The organism is Paracoccus wurundjeri (assembly GCF_030678915.1).
Taxonomy (GTDB): domain Bacteria; phylum Pseudomonadota; class Alphaproteobacteria; order Rhodobacterales; family Rhodobacteraceae; genus Paracoccus; species Paracoccus onubensis_A.
The window spans coordinates 152,217-169,941 of sequence record NZ_JAUUTZ010000006.1 but is presented as its reverse complement, the minus strand read 5'-3'; the positions used below and the strand labels follow the sequence as shown (position 1 = coordinate 169,941).

Genomic DNA, 17,725 nt, shown 5'->3' with positions numbered 1-17,725 from the left:
CGCCCCTCGGCACAGGGAGGTTATATGCTTCGATCCAAAACCACATGGCTGCTGGTTGGAAAACGGCTGGGCATTGCACTGATCACGCTGGTGATCGTGTCCTTCGCGGTGTTTTTCGCGACCGGGCTTTTGCCGGGTGACGTGGCCGAGATCATGCTGGGGCAGGCCGCGACCCCCGAGGCGGTGGCCGGTCTGCGCGAGGCGATGGGCCTTGATCGGCCCGCGCTGCTGCGGTTTCTCGGCTGGCTTGGCGGATTGCTGACCGGGGATCTGGGAACCTCTTATGTGAACAAGGTCGAGATCGCGGACCTGATCGCCGGGCGGTTGGCGAATTCATTGCGCCTTGCCGGGATTGTCACGGTGATCTGCGTCCCCCTGGCGTTGTCGCTGGGTATCGCGGCGGCGATGTGGCGCGGCACTCTGCTTGACCGGATGGTGTCGGTGCTGACCATTTCGGTGATCTCGGTACCCGAGTTCATGGTGGCGACACTCGCGGTGCTGATCTTCGCGGTCTGGCTGGATTGGCTGCCGGCGCTCAGCTATGGCGTCAATGTGGACAGTATCGGAGCGATGCTGCGGGCCTATGCGATGCCGGTGATCAGCCTCAGCTTCGTGGTATCGGCCCAGATGATCCGCATGACGCGCGCGGCGGTGATCGAGACGATCAATACCCCCTATGTCGAAATGGCGTTGCTCAAGGGGGCATCGCGACCGCGCATGGTGCTGATTCATGCCCTGCCCAATGCGCTGGGGCCGATCGCCAATGCGGTGGCGCTGTCTCTCTCTTACCTGGTGGGCGGGGTGATCATCGTCGAAACGGTGTTCAACTATCCCGGCGTCGCCAAGCTTATGGTGGATGCGGTCTCGACGCGGGATCTGCCGTTGATCCAGTCCTGCGCGATGATCTTCTGCATCAGCTATCTGAGCCTGACGACACTGGCGGATATGATCGCCATCCTCTCCAACCCGAGGTTGCGCAATTGATGAGCATTTCTTCCAAAACCTCCCGCCCGCTTCGCCTCCCCACGCCTCGGCGGATGGGCTATGCCTTCAGCTGGACCGGCCGGATCGGTCTTGCCGTGATCCTGTTCTGGGCGGTGATCGCCGTCATCGGACAATGGATCGCGCCCTATCCACCGGGCGATCTTGTCGGCTTCGATTATTTCGGCCCGATCAGCCCGGAATTCTGGATGGGCACCGATTATCTTGGGCGTGACATCCTTTCGCGTATCCTGATGGGCGCGCGCTATACGGTCGGCATCGCTCTGGCGGCAGTGACCCTGGCCGTGGCTATCGGCGTGATCCTGGGCATGGTCGCCGCCGTGATCGGAGGCTGGTTCGATACGCTGCTGTCGCGGCTTCTGGATGCGTTCAACGGCATCCCCTCGCTGCTTTTCGGCCTTGTGGTCGTGGCTGCCGTGGGGTCTTCGATCCCGGTGCTGATCCTGACGCTGACCGCGATCTACATGCCCGGTTCTTACCGCTTCGCGCGTGCCTTGGCGGTCAATATCAACACGATGGATTTCGTGACCGTGGCCCGCGCAAGGGGCGAAGGCACGATCTATCTTATCACGCGCGAGATCTTTCCCAATATCCTCGGGCCGGTGTTGGCCGATCTTGGGCTGCGTTTTGTCTTTATCGTGCTGGTTCTGTCGGGGCTGTCCTTTCTTGGTCTCGGCGTGCAGCCACCTAATGCCGATTGGGGCGCATTGGTCCGCGAAAATATCGAGGGGCTCAGTCTCGGTGCACCTGCGGTGATCTTTCCGTCGATCGCCATAGCTTCGCTGACCATCTCGGTCAATATGTTCATCGACAACCTGCCCACCAAAATCCGCGACAGGAGCGACTGATGACTGAATCCCCGCTTGTTTCCGTCCGCGATCTCAGGATCGGCGCCGTTACCGATGCGGGCCGCAAGGTCGAGATCATCCGGGGTGTCAGTTTCGACATCGCGCCGGGCGAAATTCTTGCACTGATCGGGGAATCCGGCTCGGGCAAGACAACCATCGCCTTGTCATTGATGGGCCATGCCCGCAGCGGATGCAGCATCGATGGCGGGAATATCCGCGTTGGAACGCATGACGTCACGGCCATGTCCGAGGCGGGCCGTGCCGGGTTACGCGGAACCGAAGTGTCCTATGTGCCGCAATCGGCGGCGGCGGCCTTCAATCCGTCCAAGCGGATCATGGATCAGGTCATCGAAATCACCGCCATCCATAAGTTGATGCCGCGCACCGAGGCCGAATCCCGCGCCCGCACGCTGTTCCGGGCACTTGCGCTGCCCGATCCCGATCATATCGGTCAGCGTTACCCGCATCAGGTCTCGGGCGGGCAGTTGCAGCGGCTGTCGGCTGCGATGGCACTGATCGGCGATCCAAGGCTGGTGATCTTCGACGAGCCGACCACCGCGCTGGATGTGACCACTCAGATCGAGGTATTGCGCGCTTTTCGTTCCGTGATGGAGAAGACCGGAATGTCCGGGGTCTATGTCAGCCATGATCTCGCTGTCGTTGCGCAGATCGCGGATCGGATCGTGGTCCTGAAAGAGGGTGAGATTCAGGAGGTGGGCACGACCAAGCAAATCCTGAACGCGCCCGCCCATCCCTATACCAGGGAACTTCTGGCCGCTTTCGAACCGGTACCGCATGTCCCTGCCGGAATCGGGGAGGAGGTCGAGCGAAAGCCGATCCTGGAGGTTCGCGGGCTAAGCGCCGGTTACGGCGCGATCAGGAATGGCGAGCCTGTGGCGAAAGTGCTGAAGAATGTGAATTTCCGGTTGGAGCGCGGCCGCAATCTGGGCGTAATCGGCGAAAGCGGTTCGGGAAAATCGACCCTGGCGCGGGCGATCGCGGGTATTCTTCCGGCCTATCGCGGTTCGGTTCATCTTGACGACCGGAAGCTGGAGCCTGCGTTGCATGCCCGCAGCAAGGAGGATCTGCGGCGCGCGCAGATTGTATTCCAGCTTGCCGATACGGCGTTGAACCCCGCTCATTCCGTCGGGGCGATCATTGCGCGTCCGCTGACCTTCTATCATGGGTTGCGTGGAGCAAAGTGCGACGCGCGGGTGGCGGAGCTTCTGGATATGGTCCATCTGCCTGCCGCCCTGCGCCACCGGCTTCCGTCAGAACTGTCGGGCGGACAGAAACAGCGGGTCAATCTGGCACGTGCGCTTGCCGCCGAGCCGGAACTGATCCTGTGCGATGAGATCACCTCGGCGCTGGATACCGTGGTTGCGGCTGCAATCCTGGAACTGCTCAAGGAACTGCAGCGCGAACTGGGCCTGAGCTACATGTTCATCAGTCACGATCTGTCGACGGTCGAGGCGATCTGCGATGATGTGCTGGTGATGTACAAGGGCGAGGTGGTCGAGGCATTGCCCGTCGCACGGATGTCTGCCGAGGCGGCGCATCCCTATTCGCGGCTGCTGATTTCCTCGGTTCCGCAACTCGATACCGGCTGGCTGTCCGGGCTCGAGCAGGACCCGGAACTGGTTGCGGCCTTCGCGCATAGATAGGCGGCTATTCCCTGTCGGCGAACAGCCGGGTCAGGGGAAGCTGCGTTTTGACGAAGGGCGATTTGATCACGACATAGCTGAAATAACGGTCGATTCCGATTTCGCGGTCGATCAGGGCCTCGATGATGGTCTGGTAATCGACAATGCCCGCCGTGACGAATTTCACCAAGTAATCGTAACCGCCCGAGATCAGATGGCATTCGACGCAACTGTCGATCTTCTCCAGCGCCTCCTGAAAGCGGGCGAAGTCGATCTGGCGGTGATTCCTGAGTGTGAACTCGGTAAAGACTGTCAATGTCTCGCCCAGCTTGGCAATGTCGATCTGGGCTGAATAACCGGCGATATATCCCGCCTTCTGCAATTTCTTGACCCGCATCAGGCAGGGCGAGGGCGACAGATGCACGAGTTCGGCCAGTTCGACATTGGTGATCCGCCCGTTGCGCTGCAATTCGGCAAGTATCCTGACATCGATCCGGTCCAGTTTCAGGCGGGTGTTCATCGTTTCGCTCCTTCGATCCATCCGGGCGCGGAACTCTTGTGAAAGAGGTATAACCCTGTCTGGTCAACATGCTTCAACATGAAATGCTGTCTTTTGCCAATTGTCCGGCAGATAGCTTTGATCCGGGCCGGGTATGGTTTGGGAAAAGACCGGAGATCTTCATGCCTGCGCCCCTTCTGCATATCGATACTGCAGTCAGCGAATTTCCTGCCGAGGCCGATTCTGTCGTAATCGGAGCGGGAATCACCGGCACCTGCGCGGCCTATTGGCTGGCTCGGGCCGGGCAGCGGGTCGTGCTGCTGGAAAAGGGCCGTGTCGGGGCCGAGCAATCCAGCCGCAACTGGGGCTGGTGCCGGCAGCAGAACCGGGATGCACGCGAATTGCCGCTTTCCACCCGCAGCCTTGAATTGTGGGAAGAGATCACGGCGGATACCGGCATGGATCTGGGCTTCCGGCGCTGCGGATTGCTGTATCTTTCCGAGGACGAATCCGAGATCGAAGGCTGGGCGAAATGGGGTCGCTTCGCCCGTGGCGAAGGGGTCGATACCCGTATGCTTGGTTCCGCCGAAGCCGCCGAGCGGGCGGGGGCGACCGGGAAAGGCTGGAAAGGCGGGGTCTGGTCGCCAAGCGATGGCATTGCCGATCCGTCTCGGGCCGCGCCTTTGATCGCTCAGGGGGTGGTCCGGCATGGCGGTGTGGTTCTGCAATCTTGCGCTGCGCGCGGGATCGAGACGTCCGGCGGCGCGGTTTCCGGTGTTGTCACCGAACGGGGCACGATCCGCACCCGGAATGCGATCATTGCGGGCGGAGCCTGGGCCGGAAGTTTTCTTCATCAACTCGGGATTGAGTTTCCGCAGGCCGCGGTGCGCAGTTCGATCCTTTCGGTCGCGCCAGGTGCCGAAGGGCTGCCGCCCGCGCTGCATACCGCAGCCGTGTCCGTCACCCGCCGCGGCGATGGCGGGCATACTCTGGCGATTTCCGGGCGGGCCAATCTTGATCCCACACCCGGGGCGTTGCGTGGGGCGCGGCATTTCCTGCCGATGTTCGCAAAACGCTGGCGCTCGCTCGCGCCGGGCGGGTTGCAGGCGTGGCGCGCCGGTTTCGAAACCCGCCGCATATGGCGGCTGGACCGGGAAACCCCGATGGAGCGGATGCGCGTCCTCGATCCGCGCCCCTCGGCGCGGCTGCTGAACGAAACCCTGTCCCGCGCGCATCGGTTGCTGCCCGAGCTGAAGCCTTTGCCCGTGCAGGCGCAATGGGCGGGCTTTATCGACAGCACGCCCGATGGTGTGCCCGTGATCGACGCGGATATCGGCCTGCCGGGACTGGTGCTGGCGGCGGGTTTGTCGGGGCATGGCTTCGGGATCGGGCCGGGGGTGGGCCATCTGACCGCCGATCTGGTCCTTGGTCGCGAGCCGATCACCGGGACCGCGCAGTACCGCCTTGCCCGGTTCGGCAAAGGACAGTGGGGACAGGTTGCCGATTTCTAGAGCCTGTTTTGGTCGGCCGAAAATGCGGGTTCTGTGGGTTCTGCCACGACTGGCGGCGTAGCATGTCGAAGGGTTTTTGACGCAATGGTGGAGGAACCGGAAATCCCACCCGGATATTCGGGTAAGGAAGAACGGGTGGAGATGTTCCCGACCTGTTGTGGCGCGATGCGGATTCATGCTGCGAAACGCGCGATGCCAAAGGGCTTCAGCGGAGTTTCGCAATTGCCGGTGGCGATCAATTCCGCCATGGCGTCGCCGACACCGGGGCCAAGCTGAAATCCGTGTCCGCAGAAGCCGAAAGCGTGAAACAGCCCCGGGGTCGTGGCCGAGGCGCCCATGACCGGCAATCCGTCACCGACATAGCCTTCGCAGCCCGACCATTGGCGGATCACCGTCACGTCCCGCAAGGCGGGTGCCAGGCGCAGCACGGCGTGAAGCTGTTCGGGCAGTCGCGCCGGATCCGCTCGCGCATGGCCGGGACCGGGGTCGACCGGAACACGCTCGACCGCGCCGCCGAAAACGACATTGCCTCGCTCCACCTGCCGCAGATAAGCGCCATGAGCGCGCGACCACATACCCACGACAGGCAGGATCCGATGTGGCAGCGGTTCGGTGACGGCCATCTGCGGGCCGTAAGCGGCCAGCGGTACCGGCTCACGGAACTGTGCGGCGATTTCTGCGCCCCATGCCCCGGCGCAGTTCAACAGCATGGTGGCGTCGAACCGGCCCCGGTCGGTTTCGGCGGTGAAGCCGGAATCGCTGAGGGATATGGCACGAACCGGCGCCTGATCCACGATGTTCGCACCTGCTGCTGCGGCGGCGGCGGCAAAGGCGGGGCTGACGAGCCGTGGATTGGCGGAACCGTCATCGGGCGAAAAGGAGGCGGCGATCGCGTCAGGGCCAAGGCCGGGAAAGCGGCGGCGAATCTGGGCAGGCTCCAATTCTTCGAGTTCAAGCCCCCAAGCGCGGGCTTTGTCGGCGAAATGCCGCATATCGGCCAGCCCCTGCTCGTCAAAGATCAGGCGCAGATGGCCGGTTGGGCGAAACTCGACATCCCGGCCCAACAGTGCTTCGCTTTGCTTCCACAGCGTCAGCGAGCGATGCGCAAGAGGCAGTTGTGACAGATGCCGTCCACTGCGGCGGATATTCCCGAAAGAGGCGACGGTCGCGCCTGCGCCGATGCGGCGGCGCTCGATCAGCGTGACCTTCAGGCCGCGCCGCGCAAGGAAAAAGGCCGATGCCGTTCCCATCAATCCGCCGCCAAGGACGATTATATCCATTCCGCCGCCTTTCGCATGTCTTTGTCCTTTCGCTATCAGAACGCTGCGACCCCGCTTGCGTCAAAGACGAGAAACGAGGCATCCTATAAGTCCGGCCTATGGAGGCGATATGCGCGCACGTCAGCTTGAAGTATTTACCGCCGTGATGCGGGCGGGGACGGTAACCGGGGCGGCACGGCTGCTGAATATCTCGCAGCCCGCCTTGAGTCAGATCCTGATCCATGCCGAGGATGAACTGGGTTTCGCCTTGTTCGACCGGGAAAAGGGCCGTTTGCGGGCGACACCCGAGGCATTGGAGCTTTACCCCGAGGCGGAGCGGCTGTTTTCGGGACTTGAAGGCTTGCGGCGCAAGACCTCGGATTTGCGACTGGGGCGCGCGGGCCTGGTGCGGATCGCGGCATCTCCGCCACCGGCCATGTCGCTCTTGCCGCAAGCTGTGGCCGCGTTCCGTCAAAACCATCCGGATATATTGCTGCGCACCCATGTTGCGCCGATTGCCGCGATGGTCGAGATGCTGCGCGCGGGCGATGCCGCACTTGCACTGGCGCTGGACGATCACCTGCCACCCGATATAGCGGTCGAGCGGCTGGGTCATACGTCCTTCTGCTGCCTGCTGCCAGAAGATCATCCGCTGACCGGGATGGAAAAACTGAGTTTTGCCGATCTGGTTGACGAGGTGGTGATTTCCTATCGCAGCATGACCCGGCCTTACGATGAGCTGGAGGCTGCCGCACAACGGGAAGGCTTTGGTTTCGTGCCTCGGATCGAGATCGATTCTTCGATTTCGGCGGCAGGATTCGTTGCGGCGAAGCTTGGTGTCGCGGTCGTGGATTCGCTGCTGCCCTGGGCGCAGTTTCCCGGTATCGTCCTGCGGCCATTGCTGAACAGCCCATCCTTGCCACTGTCGTTGCTGAGCCTGCGCGGCAAGGTGCTGTCGCGGGCCGAACAGGTTATCCGTACCCATTTGCTGGCCGTCTCGCCGGTATCTCCATAAGTTCACCTTATGCATTGCCATGCAATGCGTCTTGGACCTGAAAGACGGTTTCTGCTCGGTTCCTGACAACGGATCAGGAAAGGACGGATTCTCATGGATGGCAGCGCCCCGCTTGCTGACTGGAAGATTGGTGTCGATATCGGCGGCACCTTCATGGATTTCTGCGCGCTCGAGACGCGTTCGGGACGGGTCGCTTCGCTCAAGGTGCTGACATCACCGGATGATCCCGGAGCGGAACTGCTGACCGGATTGGATCTTCTGGCCGAGCGCGAGGGGCTGGACCCTGCACAGGTCAGCCGTTTCGTGCACGGTACCACCGTTGGTATCAATACGATCCTGCAACGCAGGGGCGCGAAACTGGCCATGATCACCAATGCAGGCTTCGAGGATGTGATCGAACTGGCGCGGCTGCGCATGCCCGACATGTATTCGCTGTTCTGTCACCGCCCCGAGCCGCTGATCCCGCGTGACAGGATTTTCGGCATCCCGATCCGGCAGCGCGCCGATGGCAGCGAAAGTCCGCGCGCGGATTCGGCAGTGGTGGCCGAAGCGGTGGCGCGTGCAAAAGAGACCGGCGCCGAGGGGATCATCGTGGCGCTGCTGCATAGCTGGCGCGATGGCGGGCAGGAGGCCGCGGTCAAGGCGATGATCGAGGCCGAAGCGCCGGAGCTTTTCGTTTTCACCTCTGCGGAAGTTTGGCCCGTGATCCGCGAATACGAGCGCAGCTCGACCGCGATCCTGAACGGTTATGTTCATCCGCGGGTGGCGGGTTATCTGACTGCCCTTGAAGCCCGGTTGGAGGATCGCGGTGTTCCTGCGCGGGCGATGCTGACCAAATCCAATGGCGGGTTGATGAGCGCGGGTGAGGGGCGGCGCGACTGCGTATCGATGTTGCTTTCCGGAACGGCCTCGGGGGTGATGGGCGCGGCGTGGCTGGCGCGGCAGGCTGGCGAAAGGCGCGTGCTGACACTGGATATCGGCGGGACATCGGCGGATTTCGCGCTGATCGTGGATGGCGAGGTTCAGTATGGCAGCGATGAACTGATCGGGGAGTTCCCGCTTCATATTCCCTCGGTTTCGGTCAGTTCCATAGGGATCGGCGGTGGCTCGATCGCTTCGGTGGATGGTCAGGGTGTATTGCGCGTGGGACCGGAATCGGCGGGTTCTCAGCCCGGTCCCGCCTGCTATGGGCGCGGGGGCACGCGTGCGACGGTGACGGATGCGATGGCCGTTTGCGGCTGGCTGGGGCATTCCGAGCTTGCCTATGGGCAGTTGCGGATGGATATCGGGTTGGCCCGTCGGGCTGTCGCGGAACTGGCCAAGAGATTAGGGCGCGGGATCGAAGAGACGGCGCAAGCCATTCTCGACATCGCCATTTCCGAAATGTTCGTCGAGGTGGAAAAACTGTCATCGCGGGCCGGGGTCGATCTGCGGGAATTTGCGTTGATGCCTTTTGGCGGTGGGGGACCGATGCTGGGAGCATTCCTGGCACGGGAACTGGGTATGAACCGGGTGATCGCGCCTCGCTGGCCGGGGGTCGTTTCGGCACTTGGCGGATTGGTGGCGGATCTGCGCGGCGATTTCATCCGCACAGTCTTTGCCGATCTCGATCCCGCTGCCCTGTCGGGTTTGCAAAGCGCCTTTCAGGAGCTTTGCAATGCAGGGCGGCGGTGGCTGACCGCGCAAGGGCATGACGGGGCGAGCGAGCTTCGCCTGTCCGCAGATATGCGCTATGCCGGACAAAGCTACGAGATAGAGGTGGCATTGAAGCCCGCCTGGCTGGATGACGTGCCCCGGATCGCTTCGGCCTTTCATGCGACGCATCGGCAGATTTACGATTTCGATGATCCGGACGGACGGATCGAGATCATCAATCTGCGCCTTTCAGCCATAGGCGCGGGACCAAAACCGGCTTTTCCCCAAAGTGACGCCCCCAGCACCCCGGCGGAACCGTTGCGCCACGTGCCGATCCATCTGCATGGCCGCCGCGAGATTCCGTTGTTCGAGCGGGCCTTGCTGACCGGAGGCGCGGCATTCGCCGGTCCTGCGGTCGTGGTTCAGGAAGATACGACTTTTGCCATCCCCGACCACGTATCGGCCCATGTGGATCGCCATCTCAATATTCATCTTTCCTTTACGGAGTAAAGCCGATGTATGACAGGATGACCCTTCAGGTGCTGGCCAATCACGCCCGCGCCGCCGCCGAGAACATGGCCCATACATTGCACCGCACCGCCCATTCGGCCTTTGTCAAGGAGACGCAGGATTTCACGGTCATGCTGATGGACCGTGCGGGCGATACTTTCGCCGTTCCAATGGAACTTGGCGCGACATGGTATCCGGGGCTGACCTATGGCCGCGCCATCGGTATGATCGACGATTACCGTCCCGGCGATGTCGCCTTCACCAATGATCCCTATTCTGGCCATGTGGCGACCCATGCGCCGGATACCCATCTGTGGAAACCGGTTTTCGCCGATGGAGAGATCGTCGCCTGGACCGGCGGGCATATCCACAATACCGATATGGGTGGGGCGGTTCCTGCATCCTTGTCGCGCTCCCTGACCGAAGTGCATCAGGAAGGGGTGCGCTTTCCACCGATGAAACTGGTGCGCGAGGGCGAATTCGATCAGCAGATCCTGCGGATCATGGAAACCAATGTGCGCAAGCCGTCGCTGAATATCGGCGATATCAAGGCGCTGGTCGGAGCGTTGAATACCGGTGAGCGCAAGGTTCATGCGATGCTGGAACGCTTCGGCAAACAGGGGTTTCTTGACGGTGTGTCGGCGTTGAAGGATCAGGCCGAGGCGCAGGCGCGGGAAATACTGCTGGAAATCCCCGATGGCGATTACGTCTTTGCCGATTACGCCGATGAGGACAGCGATATCGGCAATCCCTGCCGTCTCAAGCTGACGCTCTCGATCCGGGGCGGGAATGCGGTGCTGGATTTCACGGGCTCGGATCCGCAGCTTGCCAGTTCGCTGAACGTGCCTTCGGGCGGGGATCCGCGCCATACCATCCTGCTGGTCGGCGTCTATTACGTGCTTTACACGCTCAATCCCCGGATCCTTCTGAATACCGGCCTGACCCGCCCCTTCACCTGCATCGCGCCCGAAGGCACGGTGCTGAACCCGGTGGCTCCGGCGGCCGTGGGGATGCGCTCGCTGACATGCGCAAGGCTGCGCTCGGTGATTTTCGGCGCGTTCAGTCAGGCGATCCCTGAACGGATGCCTGCCGCGCCCGCCGGAAACAACTGCATCGTCAATGTCATGACCCATGACGAGCGCAGCCGGAAAATAGTGATCGCCGCTGTCAACCCGGTGGTGGGTGGCGGCGGGGGGATGCCGGATCGTGATGGTACCAACGGTTCGGGGGCGGATGCGGCCTATCTCAAGAATACGCCGATCGAGATTACCGAGACCGAGGTGCCGGTGGAGTTCGTCAAATACGGCCTGGCACGGGATTCCGGCGGGGCCGGACGCTGGCGGGGCGGGCTGGCGACCGAAATGAGCTTTCGCGTTTTTGCGCCCGATACACGGATTACGGCACGCAATCGCGACCGATCCTTTTTCCGTCCCTGGGGTGTTCTGGGCGGTCGCGCGGCTGGCTTGTCGGATATGGTGATCAATCCCGGAACCGGGGACGAAAGGCGTCTGGGCAATACCGATACGGCGGTGTTGCAACCCGGCGACGTGCTGGAGATCCGTTCTGCCGGAGGCGGCGGGCGCGGCAACCCCAGGAAGCGCGAACCGTGGCGCGTGGCGCGCGATGTGGCATGTGGCCATGTCTCGATCCGGGCCGCGCAAGAGGAATATGGCGTGGTGTTGAAGGCCGGTGTCGTGGACGAGGCGGCGACGGCCTCGCTGCGGGCGAGGGTGCAAGCGCAGGACGCGCATTTCCATTACGGCCCCGAGCGCGAGGGTTACGAGTCCCGATGGACCGATGCCGCCTATGACCGGTTGACGCAGATCCTGTCGGAACTGCCAGTTCACTGGCGTTTCTTTACCAAGACAGAGATCTTCCGGCGGATGTCCGGCCGGTCGGGCGCGGAAGGGGTCGAGGAGGCCTTCGCGGAAACTCGCGCACGCTTTCCGGAACTGCCCTTGCCCCGACCGGTCGCGGAGGCTGCGGAATGAAGCTTGCCAAGGAGCCGGGCCGGTTGCAGCGCCTGTCCGAAACGTCGCGTCGGCCTGTCAGATTCCATGTCGACGGCGTCGAGATGCGGGCGCTTCGGGGCGATACGGTGCTGACCGGGATTCTGGCCTCCGCCACCTATCTGCGCCAGGCCGAGTTCGGCCCGGAAAAACGTGCCGGATTCTGCCTGATGGGTGCCTGTCAGGATTGCTGGATCTGGCAGGAGCACGGCCCGCGCCTGCGCGCCTGCTCGACCCTTTTGCACGATGGGATGCGGCTTTTGTCGCAGCCATCGCAGGATTGGACGGGGGGCGGATCATGAGCCGGGTGCTGATTGTGGGCGCCGGTCCCGCGGGCATGCGTGCCGCCGATATATTGGCGGAAGCGGGACTGGTTCCAACCGTGGTGGATGAGGGAGAGAAAGCGGGCGGCCAGATCTATCGTCGTCCGCCCGATGGGTTCACCCGTTCACCAAAGGCGCTTTACGGGTCCGAGGCGGTCAAGGCCGTGAGACTGCACCGGATATTCGACGAATGGGCGCGGCAAAGGCGCGTCACCTATCATTCGCGCAGTTCGGTTCTGGGTTTCTCGGAAGGCGAGGCGATGGTGCTTGGCCCGGAAGGACAGATCGCCATTCCGTATGACCGGCTGATTCTGGCGACGGGGGCGTACGACCGTCTGGCCCCCCTGCCGGGCTGGGAGCAGGCCGGGATATATAGTCTGGGCGCGGCGCAGATCGCGCTCAAGGCGCAAGGGGTTGCGTTGGGGCGAAGAATCGTTCTTGCCGGATCCGGGCCGCTGCTGACGCTTGTGGCGCATCAGCTTCGCGCGGCAGGTGCCGGTGTCGCGGCCGTGCTGGATACCGCGCCGCTGTCTATGCAGCTTAGGGGCGGGTCGCGGATGTTGGCCGCGCGTCCTTTTGTGACGGCACGCGGCGCGTTTATGCGGGTCGGGTTGGGGCGGCTTTATCACGCGGGTGCTCGGCTGGAGCGGATAGAGTCCGGGCAGGACGGACCATCCGCGATCCATTGGCGCGATGCCCGGAACCGTCTCCATGCCACCGCCTGCGATACGGTGGCACTTGGCTGGCATTTGCAGGCGGAAACGGTTCTGGCGGATTTGGCCGGCGTGACATTCGACTGGTCCGATACATGGGCGCAATGGCTTCCCCGCGCCGATGCCGAGGGGCGCGCGGGCGACCGGCTTTATCTGGCGGGGGATGGCCTGCGGATCCTTGGGGCGGATGGGGCCGAGACCGCCGGACGATTGGCCGCCCGTGCCTGTCTGGCGGATCTTGGTCATCCGGTTTCAGGGCGGGATCAATACCGGGATTTGCGCCGTCTGACTCGAATGCGCCGCTTTGCCCAAGGTGTCGCCCATGCCTTTCCCTGGCCCGCCGCAATGGTTCGGGGAATGCCTGACGAGACAGTGATCTGTCGTTGCGAAGGAATCCGTGCCGGAGAGTTGCGCAGCACGGTGCTACTGGCGGGTGCCGAGGCGAATCGCGTGAAATCATTGGGGCGCGTCGGGATGGGTCGTTGTCAGGGGCGCTATTGCGGGCGCGCCGGCACGGAACTGATCGCCGCCGAGGCCGGGGTTGAGGTGGCAAATGCGGGGCGGCTTCGCTCGCAACCGCCGGCACGTCCAGCGCCGATCGCGGCGCTGTGCCGATTGGCGCCGGAGGAATAAGCCAGCACAATCTTCTGCCCCGGCCTCATCGCCTGAAAGAGGATTATGCTGCCGCGCCGGAGCTTTCGGCAGGAGGTGCCGATCCTTTCGCGGCAAACTGGTGCCAAGATGACGAGAGGACACCCATGACGCTTGCCTTCGATCCATCCGATCTGAAACTTCCTGTTGGCCATTTCATCGGCGGCAGATATGTCGAGGGGCCGGGCGAGATTGCCATATCCGCTCCGTCCAGCGGTGCCGTTCTGGGTGAGATACCACGCGCCGATGCCGAATTGGTGGACAGGGCTGTCAGCAATGCCCGCGCCGCGCTGGAACGGTCGGGCTGGGGTGGCATCGCACCGCGTGAACGGTTGCGCGCGCTGTCGCGCTGGGCCGATCTGATGGAGGCTGAGGCGACGACGCTTGCGCGGCTTGAAGCAATCTGCTCGTCCCGCCCGGTTGCTCAGGTTGCGGCGGCAGACATTATCGTGACGGCCGATCAGATCAGGTTTTTCGCGGAATTCGCCGACAAGGAATGCGATGATCTGGTGCCGACATCCGACGGGCAACTCGGCATGATTTCTTCCCAGCCTTACGGGGTGATCGGCGCGATCACCCCGTGGAATTTCCCGATCTCGATGGCGGGGTGGAAGCTGGGTCCGGCCTTGGCGGCGGGGAACGCCGTGGTGCTGAAACCATCGGAGATGACGCCCTATTCCACGCTTTATCTTGCCGAATTGTCCGTACGGGCGGGAATACCTGAGGGGTTGATCAATATCGTGCTTGGCGATGGTCCGGTAACGGGAACGGCGCTGGTCCAACATCCCGGTATCGACAAGGTTTCCTTCACCGGTTCGACCCGTGCGGGTGGCCAGATCATGGAGAATATCGCCCGCACAGGCATCAAGCCGATGACGCTGGAACTGGGGGGCAAAAGTCCGATGGTGGTCTTTGCCGATGCGGATCTGGATCTAGCAGCGGAATGCCTTGACCGGGGGATCACGCCGAATGCGGGGCAGTTCTGCGTGGCCGGCTCGCGGATCATCGTCGCACGCGAGATCGCGGATGAACTGGCCGAAAGATTGACGGCCAGTTTCGCCCGGCACCAACCCGCCGCGACATGGGAAGAGGAGCCGGGCTTTTCGCCGATCATATCCGAGGGGCAGCTTGCGCGGATCGACGGTATCGTCGGCGCTTCGGTCAGGAATGGTGGCGAAGTCCTGTGCGGAGGCGAACGGTTCGACCGCGAAGGCAGCTTTTACCGCCCGACGCTGATCCGGGACGTGGATGTGGCCAATCCGGCGGTGGTCGAGGAAATCTTTGGCCCGGTCGCGACTTTCCAGACCTTTGACAGCGAGGAAGAGGCGATGGCGCTTGCCAGCCATCCGGCATACGGGCTTTGCGCCGGGCTGTTCACGCGGGATCTCCACCGGGCGTTGAGGCTGACGCGCCGTATCGAGGCGGGGACGGTCTGGATCAACCGTTACGGGCGCTCTGCCGATCATATCCTGCCGACAGGGGGCTGGAAGGCCAGCGGGCTCGGCAAGGATCTGGGGCGGGAAGCCTATCATGCGAACAGGCGCACCAAATCGGTGCTGATCGACTTTTGACCGGGCAGGAGAAACAGATGAAAACCCACAAGCTTGCGTTGATTCCGGGGGATGGGATCGGCGTTGATGTTACGGATGCTGCCATGCAGGTGATCCGGGCCGCGGCCCGTCGTTTTGGTTTCCAGCTGGATTGCCGGACCTTGCCGTGGTCCTGTCAGTATTATCTGGAGACCGGCGCGATGATGCCCGATGACGGGATCGAGACGCTGCGAGATTTCGACGCCATCTATCTGGGCGCGGTGGGCTGGCCCGAAACCGTTCCGGATGCCGTGTCGTTGCACGGGTTGCTGTTGCCGATCCGCAAGGCGTTCAATCAATATGCGAATATCCGCCCCCATCGGCTGTTGCCCGGGATAGAGGGGCCGCTGCGCAGCGGCGGGTTCGACATTCTCTGCATCCGTGAGAATACCGAAGGCGAATATTCCGGCGCGGGCGGCCGCGTACATCAGGGCAAGGATGATGAGGTCGCGGTCGAGACATCGATCTTCACCCGCGCGGGTGTCGAGCGGATCCTGCGTTTCGGTTTCGAACAGGCGCAGGCACGGCGGGGGCATCTGACCTCGGTTACGAAATCCAATGCGCAGAAATATTCCATGGTATTCTGGGATGAGATGACCCGGCAGCTTGCCCCGGAATATCCGGATGTGACGGTCAGCCATATGCATATCGACGCCATGGCGGCGAAGATGGTCATGGCGCCGGAAAGCCTTGATGTCGTGGTCGCCTCGAATCTGTTCGGGGATATCCTGACCGATCTGGGCGCGGCGATACAGGGCGGGTTGGGTTACGCGGCCTCGGCCAATATTTGTCCGGATGGCAGCGGCCCCTCGATGTTCGAGCCGGTTCATGGCTCGGCCCCGGATATCGCCCGGCAGGGCATCGCCAATCCGGTCGCGGCCATCTGGTCCGGCGCGATGATGCTTGAACATCTGGACGAGGGGCAGGCCGCCGCCGCCATCCTGAGCGCCATCGAAACGACAACGGGGCGGGGGATCGGCGCTCGGGCGGGGTCCCATTCGACGGCCGAGATTACCCAAGCCGTGATAACCGCGCTGGAGGAACAGGCATGAAACTCGACGATCCCGATCTGTTCCGGCAAGCTGCGTTGATCGGCGGGAACTGGACGTCCCGTTCCGATCTGGAGGTAACGGATCCCGCTACGGGCGAGGTTCTGGGCTTTATGCCCGATTGTTCCGCCGATGAGACAACCGAAGCCATAGCCGCCGCCGAGAAGGCGATGCGGGGTTGGCGCGCCCGCACCCATGCCGAGAGGGCCGATCTGCTGATGAAATGGTATCGGCTTATGCTGGATCATGCCGAGGATCTGGCGCGGATCCTGACCGCCGAACAGGGAAAGCCGCTGGAAGAGGCGCGGGGAGAGATCCTCTACGGAGCCTCTTTCGTCCGCTGGTTCGCCGAGGAGGCACGGCGGATCAACGGTTCGATCATTCCCTCGCCGGTGCCGGGCAAGAAGATCTTCGCTATGAAAGAACCTGTCGGGGTTTGCGCGATCATTACGCCGTGGAACTTTCCCAATGCTATGATCACCCGCAAAGTCGCGCCGGGACTGGCGGCGGGTTGCACCATGGTTATCAAACCGTCTGATTTTACACCCTATTCCGCTCTTGCCCTTGGCGTTCTGGCTGAGCGTGCAGGTATTCCGAAAGGCGTGTTGAACATCCTGACCGGACGGCCCGAAGAGATCGGTGCGACGCTGACTTCTTCCCCTACCGTGCGGAAACTGTCCTTTACCGGTTCGACCCGTGTCGGCGCGATGCTGGCCGCGCAATGCGCGCCGACCCTCAAGAAACTGTCGTTGGAGCTGGGCGGCAACGCGCCGTTCATCGTGTTCGACGATGCGGATCTGGGCGCTGCGGTTGAGGGCGCGATGGCGTCGAAATTCCGCAATGGCGGCCAGACCTGCGTCTGCGCGAACCGGCTGCTGGTGCAATCGGGTATCCATGACGATTTTGTCCGGGCACTGACAGCCCGTGTGGATGCGCTGAGCGTCGGGGCGGGTACCGATGCGGGCGTGAATATCGGCCCGATGATCAATGCCGCCGCCATCGACAAAATTTCTGCCCATGTTGAGGATGCGCTTGCAAAAGGGGCCACCCGGACGACCAGGCTCCGCGATCTGTCCGAACGTTTCGCCGATCCGGTCGTGCTGGCGGGCGCCACCACGGAGATGCAACTGGCCGGGGAAGAAACTTTCGGTCCGGTCGCCCCGATCTTCCGTTTCGAGACCGAGGAAGAGGCGCTGAGCATCGCCAATGGCACCCCCTTCGGCCTTGCCGCCTATTTCTACACCACGGATATGGCCCGCGCCTTCCGCGTCGGAGAGGCGCTGGAGTTCGGGCTGGTCGGCCTGAATACCGGCGCGATCAGTCACGAGGTATCACCCTTCGGTGGGGTCAAGGCTTCGGGGCTGGGTCGGGAAGGGGCGCAGGAAGGCATCGAGGAATATCTTGAAACCAAGGCGTTCCATTTCGGCGGTCTGTGACCGGGGCCGCCCCGACAAGGCAGCAACAGGAGA

14 protein-coding genes are annotated in these 17,725 nt (G+C 62.8%); 12 read left to right on the top strand and 2 right to left on the bottom strand.

Annotation, left to right across the window (positions count from 1 at the left end; genetic code table 11):
- Positions 1–24: 24 nt before the first annotated feature.
- Genes Q0601_RS08310 through Q0601_RS08300 form a run of 3 tightly spaced genes read left to right on the top strand, consistent with a single transcriptional unit; the run spans position 25 to position 3,514 of the window.
- Positions 25–984, top strand: a complete 960-nt coding sequence (locus Q0601_RS08310) for an ABC transporter permease (protein WP_305289025.1) — start codon at positions 25–27, stop codon at positions 982–984.
- Positions 984–1,850, top strand: coding sequence for an ABC transporter permease (locus tag Q0601_RS08305; protein WP_305289022.1), 867 nt, complete (start codon positions 984–986; stop codon positions 1,848–1,850). Before Q0601_RS08310 ends, Q0601_RS08305 begins: the two co-directional genes overlap by 1 nt.
- A complete protein-coding gene (locus Q0601_RS08300) occupies positions 1,850–3,514 on the top strand; it encodes an ABC transporter ATP-binding protein (protein ID WP_305289020.1) in 1,665 nt (554 codons plus the stop codon). Before Q0601_RS08305 ends, Q0601_RS08300 begins: the two co-directional genes overlap by 1 nt.
- Positions 3,515–3,518: 4 nt before the next feature.
- On the opposite strand, the gene Q0601_RS08295 is transcribed toward Q0601_RS08300, so the two are convergent.
- Positions 3,519–4,013, bottom strand: coding sequence for an Lrp/AsnC family transcriptional regulator (locus Q0601_RS08295; protein WP_305289017.1), 495 nt, complete (start codon positions 4,011–4,013; stop codon positions 3,519–3,521).
- A gap of 161 nt (positions 4,014–4,174) precedes the next feature.
- Between Q0601_RS08295 and Q0601_RS08290 the strand changes: the two genes are divergently transcribed.
- The gene (locus Q0601_RS08290; RefSeq protein ID WP_305289015.1) at positions 4,175–5,503 is read left to right on the top strand and encodes an NAD(P)/FAD-dependent oxidoreductase; all 1,329 of its coding nucleotides are present in this window, start codon (positions 4,175–4,177) and stop codon (positions 5,501–5,503) included.
- 173 nt (positions 5,504–5,676) lie between these two features.
- On the opposite strand, the gene Q0601_RS08285 is transcribed toward Q0601_RS08290, so the two are convergent.
- Positions 5,677–6,783 (bottom strand): NAD(P)/FAD-dependent oxidoreductase, encoded by a 1,107-nt coding sequence (locus Q0601_RS08285; protein ID WP_305289013.1) that lies wholly within the window; start codon positions 6,781–6,783, stop codon positions 5,677–5,679.
- A 109-nt stretch (positions 6,784–6,892) separates the two neighbouring features.
- On the opposite strand from Q0601_RS08285, the gene Q0601_RS08280 reads away from it, so the two are divergent.
- From Q0601_RS08280 to Q0601_RS08245, 8 genes are all read left to right on the top strand, one after another.
- A complete protein-coding gene (locus Q0601_RS08280; protein ID WP_305289011.1) occupies positions 6,893–7,777 on the top strand; it encodes a LysR family transcriptional regulator in 885 nt (294 codons plus the stop codon).
- Positions 7,778–7,870: 93 nt separating this feature from the next.
- Positions 7,871–9,922, top strand: a complete 2,052-nt coding sequence (locus Q0601_RS08275; RefSeq protein WP_305289009.1) for a hydantoinase/oxoprolinase family protein — start codon at positions 7,871–7,873, stop codon at positions 9,920–9,922.
- 5 nt (positions 9,923–9,927) lie between these two features.
- The gene (locus Q0601_RS08270) at positions 9,928–11,913 is read left to right on the top strand and encodes a hydantoinase B/oxoprolinase family protein (protein ID WP_305289007.1); all 1,986 of its coding nucleotides are present in this window, start codon (positions 9,928–9,930) and stop codon (positions 11,911–11,913) included.
- Positions 11,910–12,233 (top strand): (2Fe-2S)-binding protein, encoded by a 324-nt coding sequence (locus Q0601_RS08265; RefSeq protein ID WP_305289005.1) that lies wholly within the window; start codon positions 11,910–11,912, stop codon positions 12,231–12,233. The genes Q0601_RS08270 and Q0601_RS08265 overlap by 4 nt, the downstream gene beginning before the upstream one ends.
- Entirely contained in the window at positions 12,230–13,600 is a 1,371-nt protein-coding gene (locus Q0601_RS08260) for an NAD(P)/FAD-dependent oxidoreductase (protein ID WP_305289003.1), read from the top strand. The genes Q0601_RS08265 and Q0601_RS08260 overlap by 4 nt, the downstream gene beginning before the upstream one ends.
- A 125-nt stretch (positions 13,601–13,725) precedes the next feature.
- Positions 13,726–15,189, top strand: a complete 1,464-nt coding sequence (locus Q0601_RS08255; protein WP_305289002.1) for an aldehyde dehydrogenase family protein — start codon at positions 13,726–13,728, stop codon at positions 15,187–15,189.
- Positions 15,190–15,206: 17 nt separating this feature from the next.
- The gene (locus Q0601_RS08250; protein ID WP_305289000.1) at positions 15,207–16,259 is read left to right on the top strand and encodes a tartrate dehydrogenase; all 1,053 of its coding nucleotides are present in this window, start codon (positions 15,207–15,209) and stop codon (positions 16,257–16,259) included.
- Complete coding sequence (locus tag Q0601_RS08245; protein WP_305288998.1) at positions 16,256–17,692, top strand: NAD-dependent succinate-semialdehyde dehydrogenase; 1,437 nt, start codon at positions 16,256–16,258, stop codon at positions 17,690–17,692. Before Q0601_RS08250 ends, Q0601_RS08245 begins: the two co-directional genes overlap by 4 nt.
- Positions 17,693–17,725: the final 33 nt, after the last annotated feature.